The organism is Pseudomonas sp. 21LCFQ010 (assembly GCF_024129905.1).
Lineage (GTDB): Bacteria > Pseudomonadota > Gammaproteobacteria > Pseudomonadales > Pseudomonadaceae > Aquipseudomonas.
The window spans coordinates 47,020-67,511 of the sequence record NZ_JAMYDZ010000014.1 but is presented as its reverse complement, the minus strand read 5'-3'; the positions used below and the strand labels follow the sequence as shown (position 1 = coordinate 67,511).

19 protein-coding genes and 1 riboswitch are annotated in these 20,492 nt (G+C 61.4%); of the genes, 14 read left to right on the top strand and 5 right to left on the bottom strand.

What is annotated here, in order from left to right; all coding sequences use genetic code 11:
- Positions 1-2: 2 nt before the first annotated feature.
- Positions 3-206 carry a hypothetical protein gene (locus NJC38_RS16875; protein ID WP_045492323.1) on the bottom strand — a complete coding sequence of 68 codons (204 nt, stop codon included), beginning with the start codon at positions 204-206 and terminating at the stop codon, positions 3-5.
- On the opposite strand from NJC38_RS16875, the gene NJC38_RS16870 reads away from it, so the two are divergent.
- From NJC38_RS16870 to NJC38_RS16855, 4 genes are read left to right on the top strand one after another with little or no spacing between them, the layout of a single operon-like run.
- The gene (locus tag NJC38_RS16870; RefSeq protein WP_045492321.1) at positions 205-1,143 is read left to right on the top strand and encodes a metal ABC transporter substrate-binding protein; all 939 of its coding nucleotides are present in this window, start codon (positions 205-207) and stop codon (positions 1,141-1,143) included. The genes NJC38_RS16875 and NJC38_RS16870 overlap by 2 nt on opposite strands.
- Positions 1,136-2,023 (top strand): manganese/iron ABC transporter ATP-binding protein, encoded by an 888-nt coding sequence (locus NJC38_RS16865; RefSeq protein ID WP_253115969.1) that lies wholly within the window; start codon positions 1,136-1,138, stop codon positions 2,021-2,023. The genes NJC38_RS16870 and NJC38_RS16865 overlap by 8 nt, the downstream gene beginning before the upstream one ends.
- Positions 2,020-2,880 carry a metal ABC transporter permease gene (locus NJC38_RS16860; RefSeq protein ID WP_366856076.1) on the top strand — a complete coding sequence of 287 codons (861 nt, stop codon included), beginning with the start codon at positions 2,020-2,022 and terminating at the stop codon, positions 2,878-2,880. Before NJC38_RS16865 ends, NJC38_RS16860 begins: the two co-directional genes overlap by 4 nt.
- Complete coding sequence (locus tag NJC38_RS16855) at positions 2,877-3,725, top strand: metal ABC transporter permease (protein ID WP_253115967.1); 849 nt, start codon at positions 2,877-2,879, stop codon at positions 3,723-3,725. Before NJC38_RS16860 ends, NJC38_RS16855 begins: the two co-directional genes overlap by 4 nt.
- Before the next feature lie 7 nt (positions 3,726-3,732).
- Here NJC38_RS16855 and NJC38_RS16850 read toward each other — a convergent pair whose 3' ends face one another.
- Positions 3,733-3,978 carry a hypothetical protein gene (locus tag NJC38_RS16850; RefSeq protein WP_253115965.1) on the bottom strand — a complete coding sequence of 82 codons (246 nt, stop codon included), beginning with the start codon at positions 3,976-3,978 and terminating at the stop codon, positions 3,733-3,735.
- 242 nt (positions 3,979-4,220) lie between these two features.
- Positions 4,221-4,438, top strand: a riboswitch (cobalamin riboswitch).
- Positions 4,439-4,545: 107 nt separating this feature from the next.
- Between NJC38_RS16850 and NJC38_RS16845 the strand changes: the two genes are divergently transcribed.
- Genes NJC38_RS16845 through NJC38_RS16830 form a run of 4 tightly spaced genes read left to right on the top strand, consistent with a single transcriptional unit; the run spans position 4,546 to position 9,477 of the window.
- Positions 4,546-6,678: a TonB-dependent receptor gene (locus NJC38_RS16845; RefSeq protein ID WP_253115963.1), complete on the top strand. Its 2,133-nt coding sequence runs from the start codon at positions 4,546-4,548 to the stop codon at positions 6,676-6,678.
- Positions 6,679-6,728: 50 nt separating this feature from the next.
- Positions 6,729-7,499: an ABC transporter ATP-binding protein gene (locus NJC38_RS16840; RefSeq protein ID WP_253115961.1), complete on the top strand. Its 771-nt coding sequence runs from the start codon at positions 6,729-6,731 to the stop codon at positions 7,497-7,499.
- A complete protein-coding gene (locus NJC38_RS16835; protein ID WP_253116133.1) occupies positions 7,481-8,458 on the top strand; it encodes an ABC transporter substrate-binding protein in 978 nt (325 codons plus the stop codon). Before NJC38_RS16840 ends, NJC38_RS16835 begins: the two co-directional genes overlap by 19 nt.
- Complete coding sequence (locus NJC38_RS16830) at positions 8,455-9,477, top strand: iron ABC transporter permease (protein WP_253115959.1); 1,023 nt, start codon at positions 8,455-8,457, stop codon at positions 9,475-9,477. Before NJC38_RS16835 ends, NJC38_RS16830 begins: the two co-directional genes overlap by 4 nt.
- Positions 9,478-9,623: 146 nt before the next feature.
- Here the strand turns inward: NJC38_RS16830 and NJC38_RS16825 are convergent, their stop codons facing one another.
- The 3 genes from NJC38_RS16825 to NJC38_RS16815 all read right to left on the bottom strand — a co-directional run bounded on the left by NJC38_RS16825 (position 9,624) and on the right by NJC38_RS16815 (position 13,178).
- Positions 9,624-10,292, bottom strand: coding sequence for an OmpA family protein (locus tag NJC38_RS16825; protein WP_045492308.1), 669 nt, complete (start codon positions 10,290-10,292; stop codon positions 9,624-9,626).
- Positions 10,293-10,296: 4 nt separating this feature from the next.
- Positions 10,297-11,652, bottom strand: coding sequence for a hypothetical protein (locus NJC38_RS16820; protein WP_253115957.1), 1,356 nt, complete (start codon positions 11,650-11,652; stop codon positions 10,297-10,299).
- Positions 11,653-11,876: 224 nt separating this feature from the next.
- Positions 11,877-13,178: an Nramp family divalent metal transporter gene (locus NJC38_RS16815; protein ID WP_045492306.1), complete on the bottom strand. Its 1,302-nt coding sequence runs from the start codon at positions 13,176-13,178 to the stop codon at positions 11,877-11,879.
- A gap of 511 nt (positions 13,179-13,689) precedes the next feature.
- Between NJC38_RS16815 and tssA the strand changes: the two genes are divergently transcribed.
- From tssA to tssG, 6 genes are read left to right on the top strand one after another with little or no spacing between them, the layout of a single operon-like run.
- Positions 13,690-15,303: a type VI secretion system protein TssA gene (tssA, locus tag NJC38_RS16810; RefSeq protein WP_253115955.1), complete on the top strand. Its 1,614-nt coding sequence runs from the start codon at positions 13,690-13,692 to the stop codon at positions 15,301-15,303.
- The gene (gene tssB, locus NJC38_RS16805) at positions 15,282-15,788 is read left to right on the top strand and encodes a type VI secretion system contractile sheath small subunit (RefSeq protein WP_045492302.1); all 507 of its coding nucleotides are present in this window, start codon (positions 15,282-15,284) and stop codon (positions 15,786-15,788) included. The genes tssA and tssB overlap by 22 nt, the downstream gene beginning before the upstream one ends.
- A gap of 24 nt (positions 15,789-15,812) precedes the next feature.
- Positions 15,813-17,297, top strand: a complete 1,485-nt coding sequence (tssC, locus tag NJC38_RS16800; RefSeq protein ID WP_253115954.1) for a type VI secretion system contractile sheath large subunit — start codon at positions 15,813-15,815, stop codon at positions 17,295-17,297.
- On the top strand, positions 17,294-17,704 hold the full coding sequence (tssE, locus tag NJC38_RS16795) for a type VI secretion system baseplate subunit TssE (RefSeq protein ID WP_253115952.1): 411 nt from the start codon (positions 17,294-17,296) through the stop codon (positions 17,702-17,704). Before tssC ends, tssE begins: the two co-directional genes overlap by 4 nt.
- Before the next feature lie 19 nt (positions 17,705-17,723).
- Positions 17,724-19,511, top strand: coding sequence for a type VI secretion system baseplate subunit TssF (gene tssF / locus NJC38_RS16790; RefSeq protein WP_253115950.1), 1,788 nt, complete (start codon positions 17,724-17,726; stop codon positions 19,509-19,511).
- Positions 19,475-20,482: a type VI secretion system baseplate subunit TssG gene (gene tssG, locus NJC38_RS16785; RefSeq protein WP_253115948.1), complete on the top strand. Its 1,008-nt coding sequence runs from the start codon at positions 19,475-19,477 to the stop codon at positions 20,480-20,482. The genes tssF and tssG overlap by 37 nt, the downstream gene beginning before the upstream one ends.
- Positions 20,483-20,492: the final 10 nt, after the last annotated feature.

Below are 20,492 nucleotides of genomic sequence, written 5' to 3'. Positions count from 1 at the left end.
CTTCAGCGCGACTCCCGAACCTGGCCTTTACTGTCTGCAAGCTGTCTGGCTGCGAGGCCGGGAGTAAACTCGTCTTGCTGGATGCGACGGATGAAATCATAATGCAAATCAATCTTATCTACCTTGCCGGTCGTTGCAGGTCGTTGATTTGTCAGGCGATCACCGTGCAAGCCGTCTTGGCCCTGTTGTCCGGAGGTGCTGTACATGCGAAAACGCGACACTCGATGGAGCCGCCTGTCAGCCCATTTAGCGGGCACGTTGCTGGCCTTAAGCTGCAGCGTTACGGCCTTTGCTCAAGATCCGGCGCAAGAAAAATTCAAGGTGGTCACCACCTTCACGGTGATCGCCGACATGGCGCGCAATGTCGCCGGTGATGCCGCTACGGTCGAGTCGATCACCAAGCCCGGTGCCGAGATCCACAACTATTCGCCAACCCCTGGCGACCTGCGTCGGGCTCAGGGCGCGCAGTTGATTCTGTGGAACGGCCTGAATCTTGAGTTGTGGTTCCAGAAGTTTTTCCAGAACCTCAAGGATGTGCCCAGTGTGACGGTTTCCGACGGCGTGCAGCCGATGAGCATCGGTGAAGGGCCTTACACCGGCAAGCCCAACCCCCATGCCTGGATGTCCTCGGCCAATGCGCAGATCTACGTCGATAACATCCGCGATGCGCTGGTCAAATACGACCCGGCCAATGCCGACACCTATCGTCGCAATGCCGAGACTTACAAGGCCAGCATTCAGGCCACGGTCGCGCCGCTGCACGCCCAGCTTGAGCAGATTGCCCCGCAGCAGCGCTGGCTGGTCACCAGCGAAGGCGCGTTCTCCTATCTGGCTCGCGATCTGGGCCTCAAAGAGCTGTACCTGTGGCCGATCAACGCCGATCAACAGGGCACGCCGCAACAAGTGCGCAAGGTCATCGATCAGGTCAAGGCGCAGCAGATTCCGGCGGTGTTCAGTGAGAGCACTGTGTCGGACAAACCGGCTCGCCAGGTTGCCCGCGAGACCGGGGCGCATTACGGTGGAGTGCTTTATGTTGATTCGCTCAGTGAGCCTGATGGCCCGGTGCCGACGTATCTCGATCTGCTGCGCGTGACCACCGACACCCTGACCAAAGGCCTGCAGGCCGGGCTGAGCCATGACTGAATCGACCGTCGTAGCGGACCCGGCCCCGCAGCACTGGGGTATTGAGGTGACCGATGTCACGGTCACCTATCGCAATGGACACACGGCATTACACGATGCCAGCTTTCGCATTCCAGCTGGCACCATCACCGCACTGGTCGGCGTCAATGGTGCTGGCAAGTCCACTTTGTTCAAGGCCTTGATGGGCTTTGTCAGGCTGGCCAAGGGCGAGATCCGGGTCATGGGGCTGCCGGTGGCCCAGGTGCTCAAGCGCAATATGGTGGCTTATGTGCCGCAGGCCGAGGAGGTCGACTGGACCTTTCCGGTGCTGGTCGAAGATGTGGTGATGATGGGCCGCTACGGTCACATGGGCATGCTGCGCATCCCGCGCAAGGCCGATCGGCTGGCCGTCGAAGCAGCACTGGCGCGGGTCGACATGACCCGCCTGGCCAAGCGTCAGATCGGCGAGTTGTCCGGTGGCCAGAAAAAACGCGTGTTCCTTGCCCGTGCGCTGGCTCAGGACAGCAAGGTGATCCTGCTCGACGAACCGTTCACCGGGGTGGACGTCAAGACCGAAGACCAGATCATCACGCTGTTGCGTGAGCTGCGTGACGAAGGCCGGGTGATGCTGGTTTCTACCCACAACCTGGGCTCGGTGCCTGAGTTCTGCGACCGCACCGTGCTGGTCAAGAACACGGTACTGGCCTACGGCCTGACCGAAGAGGTGTTTGTTCAGGACAATCTGGAACAGGCGTTCGGTGGTGTATTACGCCACTTCATGATCAATCCGGCGGTGGGCGATCCGGGGCATCGGGTCGGAATCTTCACCGACGACGAACGGCCGCTGGTGATTCGCGATGGCATCGCTACCCGCCGTGAACCGCGAGAGCCGCAGTCGTGATTGCCGGGCTGCTGGAACCCTTCGCCTATGAGTACATGCGCAACGCTATGTGGGTCGCGGCGCTGGTCGGCGGTGTCTGTGCGTTTCTGTCCTGTTACCTGATGCTGCGCGGCTGGTCGCTGATCGGCGATGCGCTGTCGCACTCGATCGTGCCCGGTGTGGCCGGTGCCTACATGATCGGTCTGCCGTTCTCGATCGGCGCGTTCTTCGCTGGCGGCCTGGCCGCAGCAGTGATGCTGTTTCTCAACCAGCGCAGCAAGCTCAAGGAAGATGTGATCATCGGCCTGATCTTCACCTCGTTCTTCGGCCTGGGGCTGTTCATGGTCTCGCTGTCGCCCACCTCCGTGAACATCCAGACCATCGTGCAGGGCAATATTCTGGCGATTACGCCGGGCGATACGGTGCAACTGGTGTTGATTGGCGTGATCTCGCTGGTGATTCTCACCGCCAAGTGGAAAGACCTGATGGTCACCTTTTTCGATGAAAACCACGCCCGCTCGATTGGCCTGAACCCGACCCTGCTCAAGGGCATCTTCTTCACCCTGTTGTCAGCCTGCACGGTGGCGGCATTGCAGACCGTGGGGGCGTTTCTGGTGATCTGCATGGTCATCACCCCCGGCGCCACGGCCTACCTGCTGACCGACCGCTTCGAGCGGCTGCTGATCATTGCGGTGAGCATCGGTGCGCTGACCAGCTTTGCCGGTGCCTATCTGAGCTACTTTGTCGACGGTGCCACCGGCGGGATCATCGTGGTGCTGCAGACCCTGATCTTCCTCTGCGCCTTTTTCCTCGCCCCCAAACACGGCATGCTGGCGGCGCGGCGACGCGGCAAGGCGGCTCTGGACGTGCAGCCATGAGCCTGCTGGAAACCTTGCTCAGCCCCTTTGAGTTCGACTTCATGGTCAACGCACTAATCGTTGCGGTGCTGGTCTCGCTGCCGATGGCGCTGCTGTCGTGCTTCATGGTCCTGCGCGGTTGGGCGTTGATGGGCGATGCGGTGTCCCACGCAGTGTTTCCGGGGGTGGTGATCGCCTACATCATCAATATTCCCTACGCCGTGGGCGCCTTCGTGGCAGGGATGTTCTGCGCCATCAGTTCGGGCTTTCTCAAGGACAACAGCCGGATCAAACAGGACACGGTGATGGGCGTGGTGTACTCCGGGATGTTCGGTCTGGGGCTGGTGCTGTATGTGAAGATCGAATCGGCTGTGCATCTGGACCACATCCTGTTCGGCGACATTCTCGGGGTAGGGTTGGACGACATCCTCGGCTCAGCGTTGATCGCCGCGTTGACCCTGCTGGTCATCGGCCTGAAATGGAAAGACCTGCTGCTGCATGCTTTTGACCCGGCACACGCCCAGGCGGTGGGCCTGCGGGTGCGCTGGTTGCATTATGGACTGCTGAGTCTGATTTCCCTGACCATCGTCGGCGCACTCAAGGCGGCAGGGATCATTCTGGCGATTGCCTTGTTGATCGCGCCGGGAGCGATTGCCTTGCTGTTGACCCGCACCTTCAGGGCCATGCTGCTGGTGGCCATGCTGATTTCAGTGCTGGCAGCGTTCTTCGGGGTGTACCTGGCGTTCTTCCTCGACAGCGCCCCGGCGCCGACCATCGTGATGTTCTATACCGTGCTGTTTATCGGCGCGTTTATCCGGGTCAGCGTGCAACAGCGTTTCGTTACGACTGAACACTCAAGCAACTGAAGTTTCTTCAGTTGCTGTTGCTGTTGCTGTTGCTGTTGCTGTTGCTGTTGCTGTTGCTGTTGCTGTTGCTGTTGCTGTTGCTGTTGCTGTTGCCGTTGCCTTTGCCTTTGCCTTTGCCTTTGCCTTTGATCTTTGAGTAGAGATGGCACAGACGACGCAAATCGCGACTTGGGCGCTGGCCGAGGGTAGGCGTCGATTCGGGGGAGAAACTGGCAGGGAAGCCAGTTTCAGGTGCGCTGGGCAGGACGCCCATCGCGCCGGCCCCCGAATCGATGCCGGACGGAGGGTAGTTCGCCCGCAGGGCGGACCCAAGCCAGGAGTAATGCCTTTGCCTACTTTGGGCATAACCAAAGTAGGTCGCCCGTCGGGGGCGAAACCGGCAGCCCAGACAACCGCGACAATGACCCATGCACAAAACGCAAGACCAATTCGCGGCTAAAGCCGCTCCTACGGCGGTGAGCCATCTTCTATTGACGTGACCGTTCATCGGTGGTCATATGCCGCCCAGTTTCAGGTGTCCCATGCCGCCGTGCATGGGGTGAAACGGGAAGCCGGTGCGTCACTCAGATGACCAGTCCGGCGCTGCCCCCGCAACGGTAGGCGAGCGAAACCTTCTATATACCACTGTGCTACAGCCTCACAGGCTGCATGGGAAGGTGAAGGTTTCATGATCCTCGCAAGCCCGGAGACCGGCCTGCAACTTCAGTTTGGCAACCCCGCGGTGGGCGGGCGCAGGCCGGTATTCGGGTGCGTCTGCGTGCCTGATTGCCTATGCGTTATTCCCCTCCGGGTTCATCTTTCCTCATCGAGTTGGAATAGCATGTCCCGTTTTTCTCCATTGCAGTTCAGCCTGCTGGCGCTCTCGCCGGTGGTCCTTTCTCCTGTCGCCCTGGCCGAGCAACCCGGCAGCCTGGCCTTGCCGGCAACCACAGTTCAAGAGCAGGCCGATCAGCCGCAAACCACCCTGAGCACCCCGTTGCCCAGCGCTTCGCGGCTCAATCTGACGTCGCTGCAAACCCCGGCCAGCGCCACCCGCATCGACAGCACTGCCATCGAGCAGCGCAACAATCAGAGCGTGCAGGACGCAGTGACCCGCGCACCGGGTATCACCAGCATTGCCGCACCGGGCAATGGCAATACCGCACTGTCGGCCCGCGGCTTCAGCGGGCACGAATCGGTAATGACCCTGTTTGACGGCTCACGCTTCTACACCGGCATGGGCACCCAGACCTTTCCGGTGGACACCTGGATGGTCGAGCACATCGATGTGCTGCGCGGCCCGGCGTCGGTGCTGTATGGCGAGGGCGCCACCGGTGCAACGGTGAACATCGTGCCGAAGAAACCGTTCGAAGGCGAAATTCGCAACCGCCTGCGCCTGGGTTATGGCTCGTACGATCGTCAGCAGGCGGCGCTGGACAGTGGCGGCTCGTTGAGCGACAGCCTGAGCTATCGCCTGACCCTCAACCAGCAGCAGAGCAACGGCTGGGTCGATCACGGCGACTCACGCAGCGATGCGTTAAGCCTGGCCGTGCGCTGGCAGGCCAGCGATGATCTGAGCTTTACCCTGGCCCATGATCGCGGCAACAGCGAGCCTTCGTCGTACTTTGGCACACCATTGATCGACGGCCACTACCGCGACAGCCTGCGCGACGAGAACTACAACCTGCGCAACGCCGTGCAGCGTTACGACGATCAATGGACCCGCCTGACCACTGACTGGACGCTCAGCGACTCGGTCAGTGCCAGCAACCAGCTGTACTACATCAAGAGCCGCCGCCACTGGCGCAATGCCGAGGTCTACAGCTGGGACAGCGCACGCGGCCAACTGCTGCGCGGCGACTACCTGGAAATCAAGCACGACCAGGAACAGATCGGCGACCGCCAGAGCTTTACTTTCAAGCACTCGCTGTTCGGCCTGGACAGCCAGACCGTGGTCGGCGCCGAGTACAACAAGATCCGCTTCGAGCTCGATAACAACTCGCCGTACAACGATGTTGGCGGTGACTACATCGACCCATGGCTAGCGGCTGACGGTTATTTCCAGAGCAACTCGCCGTTCCGGCCGCTGGCCAACACCGTCACCCACACCTTCGCTCTGTTTGCCGAGAATCGCCTGCAACTGTCCGAGCGCTGGTCGCTGGTTACCGGCATCCGCCGCGACCAGAACCATATCGATCGCGACGACATGCGCGCCGGCACCCGCAGCGACCGTAGCCTCGATGGCGGCAACTGGCGTGCCGGGCTGGTGTTTGCGGTCACCGACCAGCTGTCGTTATACGGCCAGTACTCCACCAGTGAAGACGGCATCAGCAACCTGATCAGCCTCAACCCGACCCAGCAGCAGATGGACCTGACCGAGGCGAAACAGACCGAGTTCGGCCTCAAGCAGCAGTTCTGGGACGGGCAGGGTGAATGGACCCTGGCGGCCTACCACATCGTCAAGAAGAAGCTGTTGTCGGTCGATCCGTTGACCCGCCTCAGCCAGCAGGTCGGCCAACAGACCTCCAATGGCCTGGAAGCCAGTCTTGACCTGAGCCTGGCGCAGGGCTGGCAGGTCTCGGCCAATGCCTCGGTGGTACGCGCCAGATACGATGATTTTGACGAAGTCTCCAACGGCCAGAGCGTTTCGCGGGCAGGCAACCGTCCCACCGACGTGCCACGGCGCAGCGCCAACCTGTGGCTGAACAAGGCGGTCAGTGACGATGTGGACGCCGGGATCGGTCTGCGCTACGTCGATGCCCGTTATGCCAATACCGCCAATACCACCCAGGTGCCGGGCTACACGGTAGTGGATGCCAACCTTGGCTGGCAGGCATTGCCGGACGTGCGTCTGGGGCTGCAACTGTATAACCTGCTGGATCGCCGCTACGTGGTGACCGGGCAGAACAGCGGTCAGCAATGGCTGATGGGCCAGCCTCGCTCGTTGTTTGTCAGTGCTGACTACCGTTTCTGACCGCCATTGGCGCTGGCGGCCCACCGCCAGCGCCCCGACTGGAATCCTTTATGGCGCATCTGAACATCCAGCAACTTGAATGGGCGCGCGCCGCTGGCTTCGCCTTGCACGGCATTGACCTGCAGGTCGGTGAGCACGAGTTCGTCGGCCTGATCGGTCCCAACGGCAGCGGCAAGACCAGCCTGTTGCGCTGCGCCTGGCGCTTCAGCCAGCCGGATGCCGGCCAGGTGCTGCTTGACGGCCAGAATCTCTGGCAGCAGACCCAGCGCTGGAGCGCCCGGCGCATCGCGGTGATGCAGCAGGAATTCCCAGAGGATTTCGGCCTCAGCGTGCTGGATGTGGTGGCCATGGGGCGTGCGCCGCACAAAGGCTTGTTACAAGGTGACAACGTCGAGGACCTGGCGCTGATCGACCAGGCCCTGCAACGCAGCGGCATGCAGCTGCATGCAACGCGCACCTTTGCCAGCCTGTCCGGTGGTGAAAAACAGCGGGTGCTGCTGGCCCGCGCGCTGGTGCAACAGCCACAACTGCTGATTCTCGACGAGCCGACCAACCACCTCGACCCACGCTATCAACTGGAACTGCTGCAGTTGCTGCGCCGCCTGCGGCTCAGCACCCTGGCCAGCTTTCATGACCTGAACCTGGCCGCAGCCTTCTGTGATCGCCTCTACGTGCTGCATGACGGCCAACTGGCGGCCAGCGGCACGCCTGCGCAAGTGCTGACCCCGCAATTGCTGCGCGAAGTGTTCGGTGTCCAAGCCCTGGTCGACAGTCACCCGCTGGCCGACCACCCGCGTATTACCTGGATAACCCAAGCATGATCCGTATCCTGTTGTTACTTACCCTGGCCGTCAGCCATGCGGCTCAGGCCAGTGAATACCCGTTGACCGTGCGCAGTTGCGAGCGCGAGGTCACCTTCGAGCGCGCGCCGCAGCGTGCCGTCAGTCATGACGTGAACATGACCGACATGCTGCTGGCGCTGGGCCTGCGCGAGCGGATGGTCGGCTACACCGGCATCAGCGGCTGGAAAACCCTCGACCCGTCGCTGCGCGAGCAGCTCGCTGGGCTGCCCGAACTGGCCGCCCGTTACCCGTCGCCGGAGAACCTGCTCGAAGCGGGTGCCGACCTGTTCTTTGCTGGCTGGAATTACGGCATGCGCATCAACGGCCCGGTCACCCCGCAAAGCCTGGCGCCGTTTGGTATCCCGGTTTATGAACTCAGCGAATCCTGCTCGTTTGTCATGCAGCAGCGCGAGGCTCGCTTCGAAGACCTGTACCGCGACCTGAGCAACCTGGGGAAAATCTTTTCCGTCCAAGACCGCGCGCAACAATTGATCGGGCAGATGCAACAGCGCCTGCAACAGGTCCATCAGCGTGTGGCCGCGCAAGCACAGCGGCCACGGGTGTTTCTCTACGACAGCGGTGAAGACCGGCCACTGACCTCCGGACGACTGGGCATGCCGCAAGCGCTGATCGACAGCGCCGGTGGCCACAATGTCATGGATGAGCTGGCCGCCAGCTGGACCAGCGTCAACTGGGAAAGCGTGGTGGAGCGCGATCCACAACTGATCGTCATCGTTGATTACGGCCCCATCGGTTGGCAGGCCAAACGCGACTTCCTGCTGCGTCACCCGGCGCTGCAAAGTGTCGAGGCGATTCGCAAGCAGCGTTTTGTCGTGCTCAGCTACCTGCAAGCCACGCCTTCACTGCACAACGCCGAAGCGGTAGAGAAACTCGCCGCCGCGCTGTATCCGCAGCTGTTCAGCCAGAGCACGCAGTGAAGCCGGTAATCGGACGAATTGCCTATCGTGCCCTGATTCTCGGGCTGCTGGCGCTGCTCACGCTGTCTTGCGTACTGGCGCTTGGTTTCGGTTCGGCCAGCCTGTCGCCGACCCAGGTCGGCGGCATCATCCTGGATCAACTGGGGTTTTCGGTAAACGGCAACTGGAGCCAGGGACAACAGCAGATCGTCTGGCTGATTCGCGCTCCACGGGTATTGCTCGGCGCGCTGGTCGGCGCCGGGCTGGCGATGGTCGGCAGTGCCCTGCAAGCGGTCACCCGCAACCCGCTGGCCGACCCGCATCTGTTGGGCGTCAGCTCCGGCGCGGCGCTGGGGGCGGTGTTGGTGGTGATGTACCTGGGACGCTTTGCCGGTGACCTGAGCCTGCCACTGGCCGCTTTTATCGGCGCGCTGGGCAGCATGCTGCTGGTGCTGAACCTGGCCAACCGCCAAGGCCGGCTGGCCAGCGACCGGTTGCTGCTGGCCGGGGTGGCGGTGTCGTTTGTCTTGATGGCGTTGGTCAATCTGTTGCTGTACATCGGCGACCCGCACGCGGCCGGTTCGGTGATGTTCTGGATGCTCGGCGGCCTGGGCCTGGCACGTTGGGAGCTGCTGGCGGTACCGGCGATATGCGTCCTGGCGGGGTTTGTGCTTCTGTTGACCCTCGCCCGGCCGCTCAATGCCCTGATGAGCGGTGAACAAACCGCAGTCAGTCTCGGCTACGACACACGCAAAGTGCGCTGGCAGGTATTTGTCTGCTGCTCGTTACTGACCGGTGTGCTGGTCTCGCAAGCCGGCGCGATCGGCTTCGTCGGTCTGATGCTGCCGCACCTGGCGCGCTACCTGGTCGGTGCCGAACACCGCCGGCTGATTCCCGTCAGTGCCTTGCTGGGCGCCTTGTTTTTGGTCTGGGTCGACGTCGCCGCACGCACATTGATCGCCCCCCAAGACCTGCCGATCGGCATCGCCACCGCAGCGTTGGGCGGCATATTTTTCGTGGTGTTATTGCGCAGGGGCTAAAGCCTGCCGGTGTTCCGGTTGCCAACGAAGACGGCGGCGCGTTCACGGCAGATGTAGTGTTGTTACTGGCCTTCTCGTCGGAGTGCCGTCCAGACCAAGGTCACTCCCATCGGGGGTATACAGTACCTAAGTGACCAGTGTTGCGGTTAAAACCGCTCCTGCGACGCCGCAGCCAATTGCGGCACCATCAGCAACTGAATCTCCACCCGCCGATTGAGCGGGCTGGCCGGATCGATCCCCGGCCTGGGCCGCGAATCACCATAACCGGCCACCACTACCCGCAACGCCTGGCCGGCATCAAGTGCGGCCACCAGACGCTTGCGCGCCTCCCTGGCACGCGCCGCCGAAAGCGTGAAGTTATCGTCATACACCGTACAAAACCGCCGGATATCCGTCACCGCCCGACTCACCGGCACGTTATCGGTATGTCCCTCAACCTGCACCTGCGCCTGGGCATTGTCCTGCATAAAGCGTGCGATCCGCGTGCCCAGCCGGACCAGCACCGCCTCAGTGGCCGGTGTCACACAGGCACTGCCACGGGCAAACGCATCATCGGGCAGCGTCAGACGTCGGCTGGCCAGATCAATATCCACCAACGCAGACTGACCGTGCTGGGCCAGATCGGCTTGCAATTGAGTCAGCAGATTATCCAGCCCCTTGCTGCGCGCAGCTTCCTGCAACTGCCGTTCAGCCCGGCTGGCGGCCTCGGCGGCCTTGTTCTGCAGCACCGAGACCACCAGCATCAGCATGATCACCGCCATCACCCCGGCCATCAGGTCGGAGATGGACACCCACTCGTTGGGTTTGTCTTTCATGCTGTTATGCAAACTCAGTGGATTCAGGATGTTTGGGGGTGCGCCGGGCCACAGGCTTGTTCAGTTCGGCAAGCATCTGCCCGGCTGACTCGGTCGCCGCATGCAGGGTCGTGTGCACGCTGGCGATGCCTTCCAGTGTGGATTCCAGATGGGTTTCCTGGGCGACGCTGGAGGTGTTGAGGGCATCGAGCCGCTGAGTGATTTCCCGGGTGCCGTGCAGCAGCGCATCGAGTTGCCGGGCGACCGACTCACCGCGCTGATCGAGGCTGGCCAACGACAGGTTACTCTCGCGTACTTGGTTGATGAATTCGGTCACCTGCGTGAGCAGGTGATCGTCGCGCTCCTGAGCCAGGTCAATCAATCGGGCATTGAAGATCTTCAGCTCGCTCAGTTGTCCGGCACTGGACTCGGCACGTTGATCGAGGCTGTCCAGCCACAGGTTGCCTTTCTCGTTCAGCGCAGCGAGGTTCGCCAGTTGCCTGGCTTGCTCGGCATAGTGCTGCCGGGTTTGTTCAGTGTGGCGCAGTTGTTCGAGCTTGAGCCCGTCAAGTTGTCCGAAACCGGTCTCGATGCGTTGATCGAGGCTGGTCAGCAGACGATTGCTGACACTGGCGAGGGTAATCAGTCGTTTATTCAGCGACTCGGACTGCTCGCGGGTTTCGCTGGCCAGGGTCGCTTGCAAATTCATCAGCTTGACGAAGGCGTCGGTCAGCAACGCCGATTGCTGGTTCATGGTCTGCACCAGGCGCTCGCCAACCCGCTCTTGTGTGTCGCGGCTTTGCAGGTCGCGGCGTTCGTTGTCGGCGCGCTGGTCGCGGCGGCTCAGCTCCATTTCCAGCTTCATCTGCCGCACGCACCAATCAACCCGGCGGCTATCGGCCGACCAGCGCGATGCTTCCCAGAGTTTCAAAACGATGAACGCAATGATGCCCCAGGTGGAGGTTTTGAACTTCGAACCGAGGTCTTTCATCATGCCGGTCAGTTGCGCCAGCGAATCACTCATGGCATTGAGCGAATCACCGCTGCCTTGCAACACGCCGGAAGCCTTGTCCAGCGCCATGCCCAGGCCGAGAAAGGTGCCCAGCAAGCCAAAAATCAGCAGCAGGCCTGGCATGTTGGCGACGATGCGTTCGGGCAATGACGCCAGGGCGTGGCTAAGTTCGCTGATCGAGCCGTGCTCAAGATCCAGTGCGCCTTGCTGTGCTCCGCCGGTCCAGTTGTGTTGCCAGGTCTGCTCGCGGCCGAAAAACTCCGCGGCCACCAGTGAAACCAGCATGCTGCCGATGATCAGGGTAAAGAAGGTCAGTTCCAACCCGCTGTCAGCAGACGGTAGCAAAAAATGCAGAAAATCCCCGCTCATACGCCCACCTCAGCGGTGCGCAGATCAACGGGTGGGGTGTGTTCGGGATGAAACGGGAGAGTGTGCAACTGCACTGCAGAGGTCCTTGTCCGCGTGAACAAACCCGGCCTGGGTAGCCGGGAGTCAGTCATGACTGATAAGGCGCTATCGGCTGGCGGACGCCAATCTTTAGCCGCTGCGTGGCAAGTGGCGGCGCGGTGGTAACCGGCCGCCTTTAGCCAGTGTCAGCCAAACACCTCGCCACCCAGCTGGAAGGCAACCCAGATTGCCAGCCCGGTGGCAAAGCCCAGCGCGATGTTCTCGAACCAGTTGTTACGGTATTGCTTGTCGAGCAGCGACTTCTGGTTGGACATGATCAACAGGCCCAGCGAGATGATCGGCAGGCCGACGATGTTCAGCGCGTTGACGCCCAGGGTCAGGGTCACGAAGTCCGGCATGCCGGGCAGCGACCAGACGATCGGGGTCACCAGGATGAACAGCATGAACCACTTGTGCATCGGGTCCTGATGAAACTCCTTGCCGTACTTTTCACGGCGCTCAGGACGGATGTGCTGGAATGCGTCGGTGATCAGCATCGGAAAGGCCGTGGTCTTGCCCGCAATGCTGGCAAACAAGGTGGCGAACACCCCGACGAAGAACACATACCAGCCCGCCGGGCCGAAGAACATTTCCAGTGCTTTGCCCAGATCGCCCAGCGTGCTGACCTGCAGGCCATTAGGACGCAGGATCTCCACGCCAACCACCCAGATCGCCAGGTTAATCACAATACCGACGATGACCGCGAACAACAGGTCGTTGCGCTGCATGCGCTTGTGCTCCGGCCCCGTCCAGCCTTTTTCGCGCATTACGTACGGATGCACGAAGTTGGCGATGGAGCCGGCCACCGCACCAATTACCGAAACCGCCACCAGCACGGCGCCATGCACGCCCTGGTCTGGTGGAATGCTGAAGCCGATGGTGCCCTTGAGAATGCCGCCCAGATCGGGGCCGGACATCACGGCCAGCGCCAGGAAGGCCAGGGTCATGATTGCCAGCAGGACTTTCATCACGCCTTCAATCAGGCTGTAGACGTTGCGCCCGACCAGCAACCAGACCGCGATAATTACGGCCACCGAGCACAGCAATGGCTGGTTGATATTGAGCAACATCGCCAATGCCTCACCGGCCCCTTTGATCATGTAGGCATTGATCAGATGGCCCATGAGCAAGGCATAACCCAGCATGAACCAGGCAAACAGGGGATGCAGTTGGGCGTAGCCCTCAAGGATGGTCATGCCCTGGTTATTGCAGAGCTGGAAGCGCGCAATAATGTTGACGATCAGAAAACGCAACAGCAGCGACACCGCGAGTACCCACATCATGGCGTAGCCGTAGTTGGCGCCCGCGACCGATGAAGTGATCAGATCGCCAGCACCCAGCCAGGACAACACGGCGATGATGCCTGGCCCCAGTAGTTTGGTCATGCGTTTGAGTAGCGGTTGTGCAGCGTCGGCGGATTTGGCTGTGACAGATCGACTGTTCGCCATGGTGAAAGTCTCCGATTGTTATTGTAGTGGGACGAGATGCAGTCAAGCATAACATAGGATGTCGTACAACTTGGCAAGTTCCCATGGTGCCTTGAAGCGGTGCTTTTTAGGGGGTGATGAACACGCAGAGGCTTGTGCTTCAAGGGCTTCTACAGAACCTGCGGCCCTGTACCGTTGGTCGGTTATACGATCAGCGAAGAAAGAGATGGGCTTTTGCCATCTCGCTCTGACCACGACTTTAGTGATGATTTGAAAAGCAATTTATTTATTGTTTCAACTTGTTTTGCCGTGCTGTTTTCGGTCTTTTAATGCCGTATATGCGGTGTCTTAGAGTGGGCTAGATAAGTGTTTCCAGTGTTTATTGATGCGAGTTGTGTGCAGTTTGAGCCATGGTTTAAATATTTAACAACATCCTAAAATACTCGCTAACCCTTGTTTTGGCTGGTTTTTTATTCACGGGTATATTCTCGGCTGCATTGTGCTTAACCGCACTTTTGCTGCCGGAATGCCAATGCCTTATCGCGCAAAGTTGTGCCTTGTTTATCTGGAAATTGCCGAGCTCGCCATCAGCGAACGTAGTTTCGTGGGCGAAGACGTGCGTTTCTGCGCCGAGTTCGAAGCGCTGGAGCAGGAAATTGCCAAGGCGCAGTCGCTGCACGCCGGGCAACGAGTCGACTGGCTGCTGGTCCTGGAGCGCAGCGAAGCATTGTTGCGCAACCAGTCCAAAGACTTGCGGGTGGCGGTCTGGTTGACCTGGGCCTTGTACCAGCGCGAATCCTTTGTCGGCCTGCTGGCCGGGATAGGCCTGCTTGAGCAGCTCTGTAGCCGCCACTGGGCGAGCGTGCATCCCCTCAAACCGCGGACCCGCTGTGCAGCCATCAACTGGCTGTTGAACCGCCTCGACCCGTTGCTGGGAGACAAGATCGCGGTGGGCGAACAGCTTGAGCTGTTCCGCCGTTTACTGACCTTGCTCGAAGCACTTGATCGGCTGTTCAGCGAGCAACTCGGTACTGCCGCGCCGCTGCTGTTACCGCTGTGTCGGCGTCTGGCGGCAATGATTCAGCGTGCGCAAGACAACCGCCCGGCCGTCGGTGTGGTCGAGGCGGTGACCACCCAGGTCCGTCAGGCCGCCAGCCAGTGGCTGGCACCAAGCGCCGAGGTCAGCAGCCACAAGCAGGCGCAGCAGTCCCTGCGCAACCTGCAAGAGCAGGCCGGGCCACTGTGCCGCTGGTGGTTGCAGAGCAAGGCTTGCGATTTTCGCGCCGTACATCTGAGCCGCAGCCTGTTGTGGCTGCCGGTGCAGACACTGCCAGAGCGTAACGGCGAGGTCACCGCAGTGCGCGGTCTGGCCGCTGAACAGCTCGCCGATTATCACAAGCGCTTCGCCGACGGAGGCTACGCCGATCTGTTGATTGACCTGGAGCACAGCCTGAGTCAGGCGCCGTTCTGGATCGACGGGCAGCGCATGGTCTGGCAGTGCCTTGAGCAACTGAACGCCGATCTTGCGATGCGCGCCGTCGAATTGCATCTGGCTTTGCTGTTGCAGCGCTTACCCGCATTGGCGCAGTTGCGCTTTCAAGACGGCAGGCCATTTGTCGACCCGGCCACCAGCCTCTGGATCACCCAATACGTCGCTGTCCATCTGCAACAGGCGCCCCTTGCGACAGTCGTCGAACCCGCCGAAGCAGACCTGCGACCGGCCTGGGAGCCGGCCCTGGAAACGGCCGTGGCACGACTGGCCAAGGACGGCCTGAAGGTCGCCGGGCAGCCGCTCAAGGCCGGGCTGACCGGCGCGACCTGTGGTCGCGAGCGATTTTTCTGGCAGTTGAGCCTGGCCCGGCTGTGTTTCGCCGCGCAGCAGTATGAACTGGCGCGCATTCAGCTCGAGGGCCTCGACCAGCTTTTGCTACAGGGTCAGCAGGCCGGTTGGGAGCCACAACTGCAACTTCAGGTCCTGCACCTGCTGCACAACTGCTGCGAGCGCTTGCCGCAGAACAACGCCGTGCGCGAGCGCAAGGAAGAGATTTTTCGCAGGCTGTGCCACCTCGATCCCGAGGTGGTGCTCGAACAGGCCCAAGGGCCGCAAACCCCAGGAGAAACAGCATGGCCAAAGACGCCTCGGTAGCCCCCAAGGAACGCATCAACATCACCTTCAAACCTGCCACCGGAGGTGCTCAGGAAGAGCTCGAACTGCCGCTCAAACTGCTGGCCCTGGGCGATTACACCTGTCGCCCTGACCCACGCAAGCTTGAAGAGCGCAAACCCATCTCCATCGACAAGCACAACTTTGACGAGGTGCTGGCCAAGCAGGAGCTGTGTCTGAACCTCAGCGTGGCCAACCGCCTGCAGGATGACGAGGCCACCGATGAACTGGCACTGAGCCTGAGCGTGCGCTCGATGAACGACTTCAACCCCGCCAGCCTGGTCGACCAGGTGCCGCAGTTGCGCAAGCTGATGGACCTGCGCGATGCGCTGGTCGCGCTCAAGGGGCCGCTGGGCAATGCACCGGCGTTCCGCAAGGCCATTGAAGATGTGCTGAGCGACGAACCTTCGCGCAACCGCGTGTTGCAAGAACTGGGTATCAGCCCTGAAACCTCGCCCGCCCAGTAAGCCAATTGCCAAGGAAAGCCCTAGATGAATACCCAGACCGCAACCCGTAACCCGTCCGGTGACCAGCACGACAGCCTGTTGGACAGCATCATCGCCCAGACCCGCCTGAATCCCGAAGACGAAGCCTGGGGTATTGCCCGGCGCGGCGTGTCAGCGTTCATCGCCGAACTGCTTAAACCGCACAACAGCGCCGAGCCGGTGAAGAAAGCCCTGGCCGACCGGATGATCGCCGAGATCGATGCGCGGCTCAGCCAGCAAGTCGACCAGATTCTCCACCACCCCGATTTTCAGGCACTGGAGTCAGCCTGGCGCGGCCTCAAGCTGCTGGTCGAGCGCACTGACTTTCGCGAGAACATCAAGATCGAAATCCTCAATGTCTCGCGCCAGGACCTGCTGGAAGACTTCGAAGACTCTGCCGAGGTGATGCAGTCGGGCTTGTACAAGCACGTGTACACCGCCGAATACGGGCAGTTCGGTGGCCAGCCGGTGGCGGCAATGATCGCCAACTACTACCTGTCGCCCAGCGCTCCGGATATCAAACTGATGCAGTACGTGGCCAGTGTGGCCTGCATGGCCCATGCGCCGTTCATTGCGGCCACCGGCCCCGGGTTTTTCGGCCTGGAAAGCTTTACCGGCCTGCCCGACCTCAAGGACCTGCGTGATCACTTTGAAGGGCCGCAGTTCGCCAAATGGCAGAGCTTGCGCCAGTCCGAAGATGCCCGTTACCTTGGCCTTACCCTGCCGCGCTTTCTGCTGCGTAACCCTTACGACCCGGAAGAAAACCCGGTCAAGTCGTTTGTCTACCGCGAAACCGTCGCCGCGAGCCACGAGCACTATCTGTGGGGCAACACGGCGTACGCCTTCGCGACCCGGCTGACCGACAGCTTCGCGCGGTTTCGCTGGTGCCCGAACATCATCGGCCCACAGAGCGGCGGCGCCGTAGAAGACTTGCCGCTGCACCATTTCCAGAGCATGGGAGAAATCGAGACCAAGATCCCCACCGAAGTGCTGGTCTCCGACCGTCGTGAATTCGAGCTGGCCGAGGAGGGCTTCATCGCCCTGACCATGCGCAAGGGCAGCGATAACGCGGCGTTCTTTTCTGCCAGTTCGGTGCAGAAGCCCAAGTTCTTCGGCAACAGCGCCGAGGGCAAGAACGCTGAGCTGAACTACAAGCTGGGCACGCAACTGCCGTACATGATGATCGTCAACCGGCTGGCGCATTACCTCAAGGTGCTACAGCGCGAGCAGCTTGGTTCATGGAAAGAGCGTTCCGATCTCGAGCTGGAGCTCAACAAGTGGATTCGCCAGTACATCGCCGATCAGGAAAACCCCGGTGCCGAAGTCCGTGGCCGGCGCCCGCTGCGTGCCGCGCAGATCAGCGTCAGTGACGTCGAGGGCGAGCCGGGCTGGTATCGGGTGAGCCTCAACGTGCGCCCGCATTTCAAATACATGGGCGCTGATTTCACCTTGTCGCTGGTCGGCAAACTGGACAAGGACGTCAGCCAGTGACCGGCTACGGCAGCCTGTTCGAACGCCTGGGGGGCGAGGCCGCCCGGCGCTGCGGCATGAGTCATGAGGCGGCGGTAGCAGACTCGGTGGCCAGCCATCTGCAACGCATGCTCGGCACCCGTGCCGGCAGCGTGCAGATTCGCGCTGACTACGGGCTGCCGGACCTCAATAACCTGCACTTGAGCCTGTACGACGCGCTGAGCCAGGCGCGCGCAGCCATCGAAGCGTTTATCACGGCCCATGAGCCACGGCTGGCAGAGGTCAGGGTCATCCCGCTGCCAGCCCAGGGTGACCCGCTGCGCCTGGCCTTTGCGCTCGAGGCGCTGCTGGTCACGGCCGGTGTAAGGCGGCCGCTGCGGTGGCAGGTGCGGCTCCAGGCTGGCGGTCAGGTGTGCGTCGAATCATGAACTGCCCAGGTGACTGACCTTGTCTTTCGATCATTTCTATCAGAGTGAGCTCAGTGCCTTGCGCCAGCTGGGCCGGCGCTTTGCCGAGCGCAGCCCGGCGCTGGCGCCCTGGCTGGGGCAACCGGGCAGTGACCCGGACGTTGAGCGGCTGCTTGAAGGCTTTGCCTTTCTCACCGGGCGGCTGCGGCACAAGCTTGACGACGAACTGCCAGAGCTTACCCATTCGCTGATCCACCTGTTGTGGCCCAACTACATGCGGCCGTTGCCGGCGTTCAGCATCGTGCAGTTCGAAGCGCTGGCGCAGGCCGGCCCCGGTCAACCGGTGGCCCGCGATACGGAGCTGGAAAGCCGTGAGGTGGACGGCGTGCGTTGCCGTTTTCGCACCTGCTACGCCACCCGCTTGCATGCTCTGCAAACCAGCGGCCTGGAGTTTTCGGTAAAGGGGGAGGGCGCGTTGCTCAGCTTGCACCTGAGCATGACCGCTGACGGTCACCTTGGCCAATTGCAACTGGCCAACCTGCGTCTGCACCTGGCGGGCGAGCGCTACATCAGCCAGATGTTGTACCTGAGTCTGCTGCGTCATCTGGATCAGCTGTGTCTGGTGCCGCTGGATCTGCACGGCAAACCGGCTTGTGACGTCAATGGCAGCCCGCTGAGTTTCAAGCTGTCTGCCGACTGCGTCCAGCCGGTCGGCTTTGCAGAGGACCAGGCGTTGATTCCCTACCCTCTGAACACCTTTCGCGGTTACCGCTTCTTGCAGGAGTACTTTGCCTTTGAGGACAAGTTTCTGTTTGTCGATATCAATGGCCTCGACGTGCTGGGCAGCCTGCCGGAACAGACCCTGAAAAACCTGCGCGGTCTGGAACTGCGCATGGATATCCGCAGCAAGGCGATTGAGCACCTGCGTCCGACCCTGGATAACGTCAAGCTGTATTGCACCCCCATCGTCAACCTGTTTCGCCAGGACGCGTTGCCGATCCGCTTCGACCAGCGCCAGGACGAATACCTGTTGTTGCCCGGCAGCCGGGGCTCGGCAACGTGCGGTGTGTATTCGGTCGACTCGGTGACGGGCTGGAACAGTGGCGGGCTGGATTACCGGACCTACGTGCCGTTCGAATCCTTCGAACATGACCCGAGTTTTGATGTTGCCCAGGGCCGGCCACATTACAGCCTGCGCCAGCGGCCATCGGCGCTGCACGACGGGCTGGAGACCTGGCTGAGTTTTGCGGTGGCTGGCCGGGGCGGCGATGAAACCGTATCCGTGGAGCTGACCTGCACCAACCAGAACCTGCCACGCCAGCTCAAGGTCGGTGAAATTGACCAGCCTTGCGAGAACAGCCCGGGGTTCATCCGCTTTCGCAACATCGTCCCGGCCACCGCCAGTCATGCGCCGCCGTTGAGCCGGGGATTTCTCTGGAAGCTGATCAGCAACATGTCGCTCAACTACCTGTCGCTGGCCAACGTCGAGGCGCTCAAAGTCATCCTGCAAACCTATGACTGGCCGCGTTACCACGACCCGCATGCCGAGAAAGTCAGCCGTCGGCGGCTCGATGGCTTGCAGGCGGTGCGTCATGAAGCGGTCGACCGGATGCACGGCGCTCTGCCGCTGCGTGGCCTGCGCACCGAACTGAGCATCGACGCGCGTCACTACATCGCAGATGGCGACCTGTATCTGTTCGGCTCGGTACTCAACGAGTTTTTCGCGCTCTACGCCAGCCTCAATTCCTTTCACGAGCTGCAAGTCAGCACCACACAGGGAGACGTGTATCAATGGACGCCACGCATGGGTCAGCAGCCCCTGCTCTGAGCGGGCTGTGCAGCGCAATCCGCGAGTATTCGCTGTTTCAGGCGGTACGCCAGATCATCACCCGGCTGGCTGAGCAACATCCTGAGCTGGACGACGATGCGCTTTACGAGCTGCTGGAGTTCCAGGCCAACCCGAGCCTGGGGTTTCCGGTCAGTGATGTGGAGCGGGTCGAGTTCTTTACCGAGCATGGCCGGTTGCGTGCCCGCCTGCGCCTGAACCTGCTCGGCCTGTGTGGTTCGGCCTCGCCGTTACCGGCCTTCTATGCCGAGCAGGCACTGCGCGACGGCTGCGAGGGTGAGCGAACCCGGCTGTTTCTCGATCTTTTCCACCATCGTTTGCAGCGGCTGCTGCTGCCGGTATGGACCAAATACCGATACCACGCAAGCTTCAGGAGTGGGGCCGATGACCGCTTTTCGCAGCGGCTGTTTGCGCTGATCGGCCTGGGCGGCGAGACGATTCGCCAGTCTCGGCACCTGAACTGGAAGCGCCTGTTGCCCTATCTGGGGCTGCTCAGCCTGCGCGCCCATTCGGCGGCATTGATCGAGGCGGTGTTGCGCTACTACTTCAAGCATCCGCTTCTGCACATCGAGCAGTGTGTCGAGCGCCGGGTCACGGTGCACCAGCAGCAACGCAACCGTTTGGGGACAGGCAATAGCCGCCTGGGCAACGACCTGATTGTCGGCCATCGGGTACGCGATGGCGGCGGCAAATTCCGCATTCATGTCTGCCAGCTCGACTGGCAAGGCTTCCACGACTTTCTACCGATCGGCAGTGGCTTTGCGCCGCTGTGCGCGCTGGTGCGTTTCACGCTGCGTGACCCGCTCGACTACGACATCCGCCTGCAACTGCGCCACGAGCAGATTCGTGAATTGCGCATTGGCGAGCAGAACCCCTGCCGGCTGGGCTGGACCAGCTGGCTGGGCGCTGACCAGGCGGATGGTCTGGTCACGCTGGGCAACCGGATTCACTAAAGGACCTCTT

Coding starts and splice junctions, on each gene's coding strand:
- NJC38_RS16870 (WP_045492321.1), top strand. CDS start 205: ATGCGAAAACGCGACACTCGATGGAGCCGCCTGTCAGCCCATTTAGCG.
- NJC38_RS16875 (WP_045492323.1), bottom strand. CDS start 206: ATGTACAGCACCTCCGGACAACAGGGCCAAGACGGCTTGCACGGTGAT.
- NJC38_RS16865 (WP_253115969.1), top strand. CDS start 1,136: ATGACTGAATCGACCGTCGTAGCGGACCCGGCCCCGCAGCACTGGGGT.
- NJC38_RS16855 (WP_253115967.1), top strand. CDS start 2,877: ATGAGCCTGCTGGAAACCTTGCTCAGCCCCTTTGAGTTCGACTTCATG.
- NJC38_RS16850 (WP_253115965.1), bottom strand. CDS start 3,978: ATGGGCGTCCTGCCCAGCGCACCTGAAACTGGCTTCCCTGCCAGTTTC.
- NJC38_RS16845 (WP_253115963.1), top strand. CDS start 4,546: ATGTCCCGTTTTTCTCCATTGCAGTTCAGCCTGCTGGCGCTCTCGCCG.
- NJC38_RS16840 (WP_253115961.1), top strand. CDS start 6,729: ATGGCGCATCTGAACATCCAGCAACTTGAATGGGCGCGCGCCGCTGGC.
- NJC38_RS16825 (WP_045492308.1), bottom strand. CDS start 10,292: ATGAAAGACAAACCCAACGAGTGGGTGTCCATCTCCGACCTGATGGCC.
- NJC38_RS16820 (WP_253115957.1), bottom strand. CDS start 11,652: ATGAGCGGGGATTTTCTGCATTTTTTGCTACCGTCTGCTGACAGCGGG.
- NJC38_RS16815 (WP_045492306.1), bottom strand. CDS start 13,178: ATGGCGAACAGTCGATCTGTCACAGCCAAATCCGCCGACGCTGCACAA.
- tssA (WP_253115955.1), top strand. CDS start 13,690: ATGCCTTATCGCGCAAAGTTGTGCCTTGTTTATCTGGAAATTGCCGAG.
- tssB (WP_045492302.1), top strand. CDS start 15,282: ATGGCCAAAGACGCCTCGGTAGCCCCCAAGGAACGCATCAACATCACC.
- tssC (WP_253115954.1), top strand. CDS start 15,813: ATGAATACCCAGACCGCAACCCGTAACCCGTCCGGTGACCAGCACGAC.
- tssG (WP_253115948.1), top strand. CDS start 19,475: ATGGACGCCACGCATGGGTCAGCAGCCCCTGCTCTGAGCGGGCTGTGC.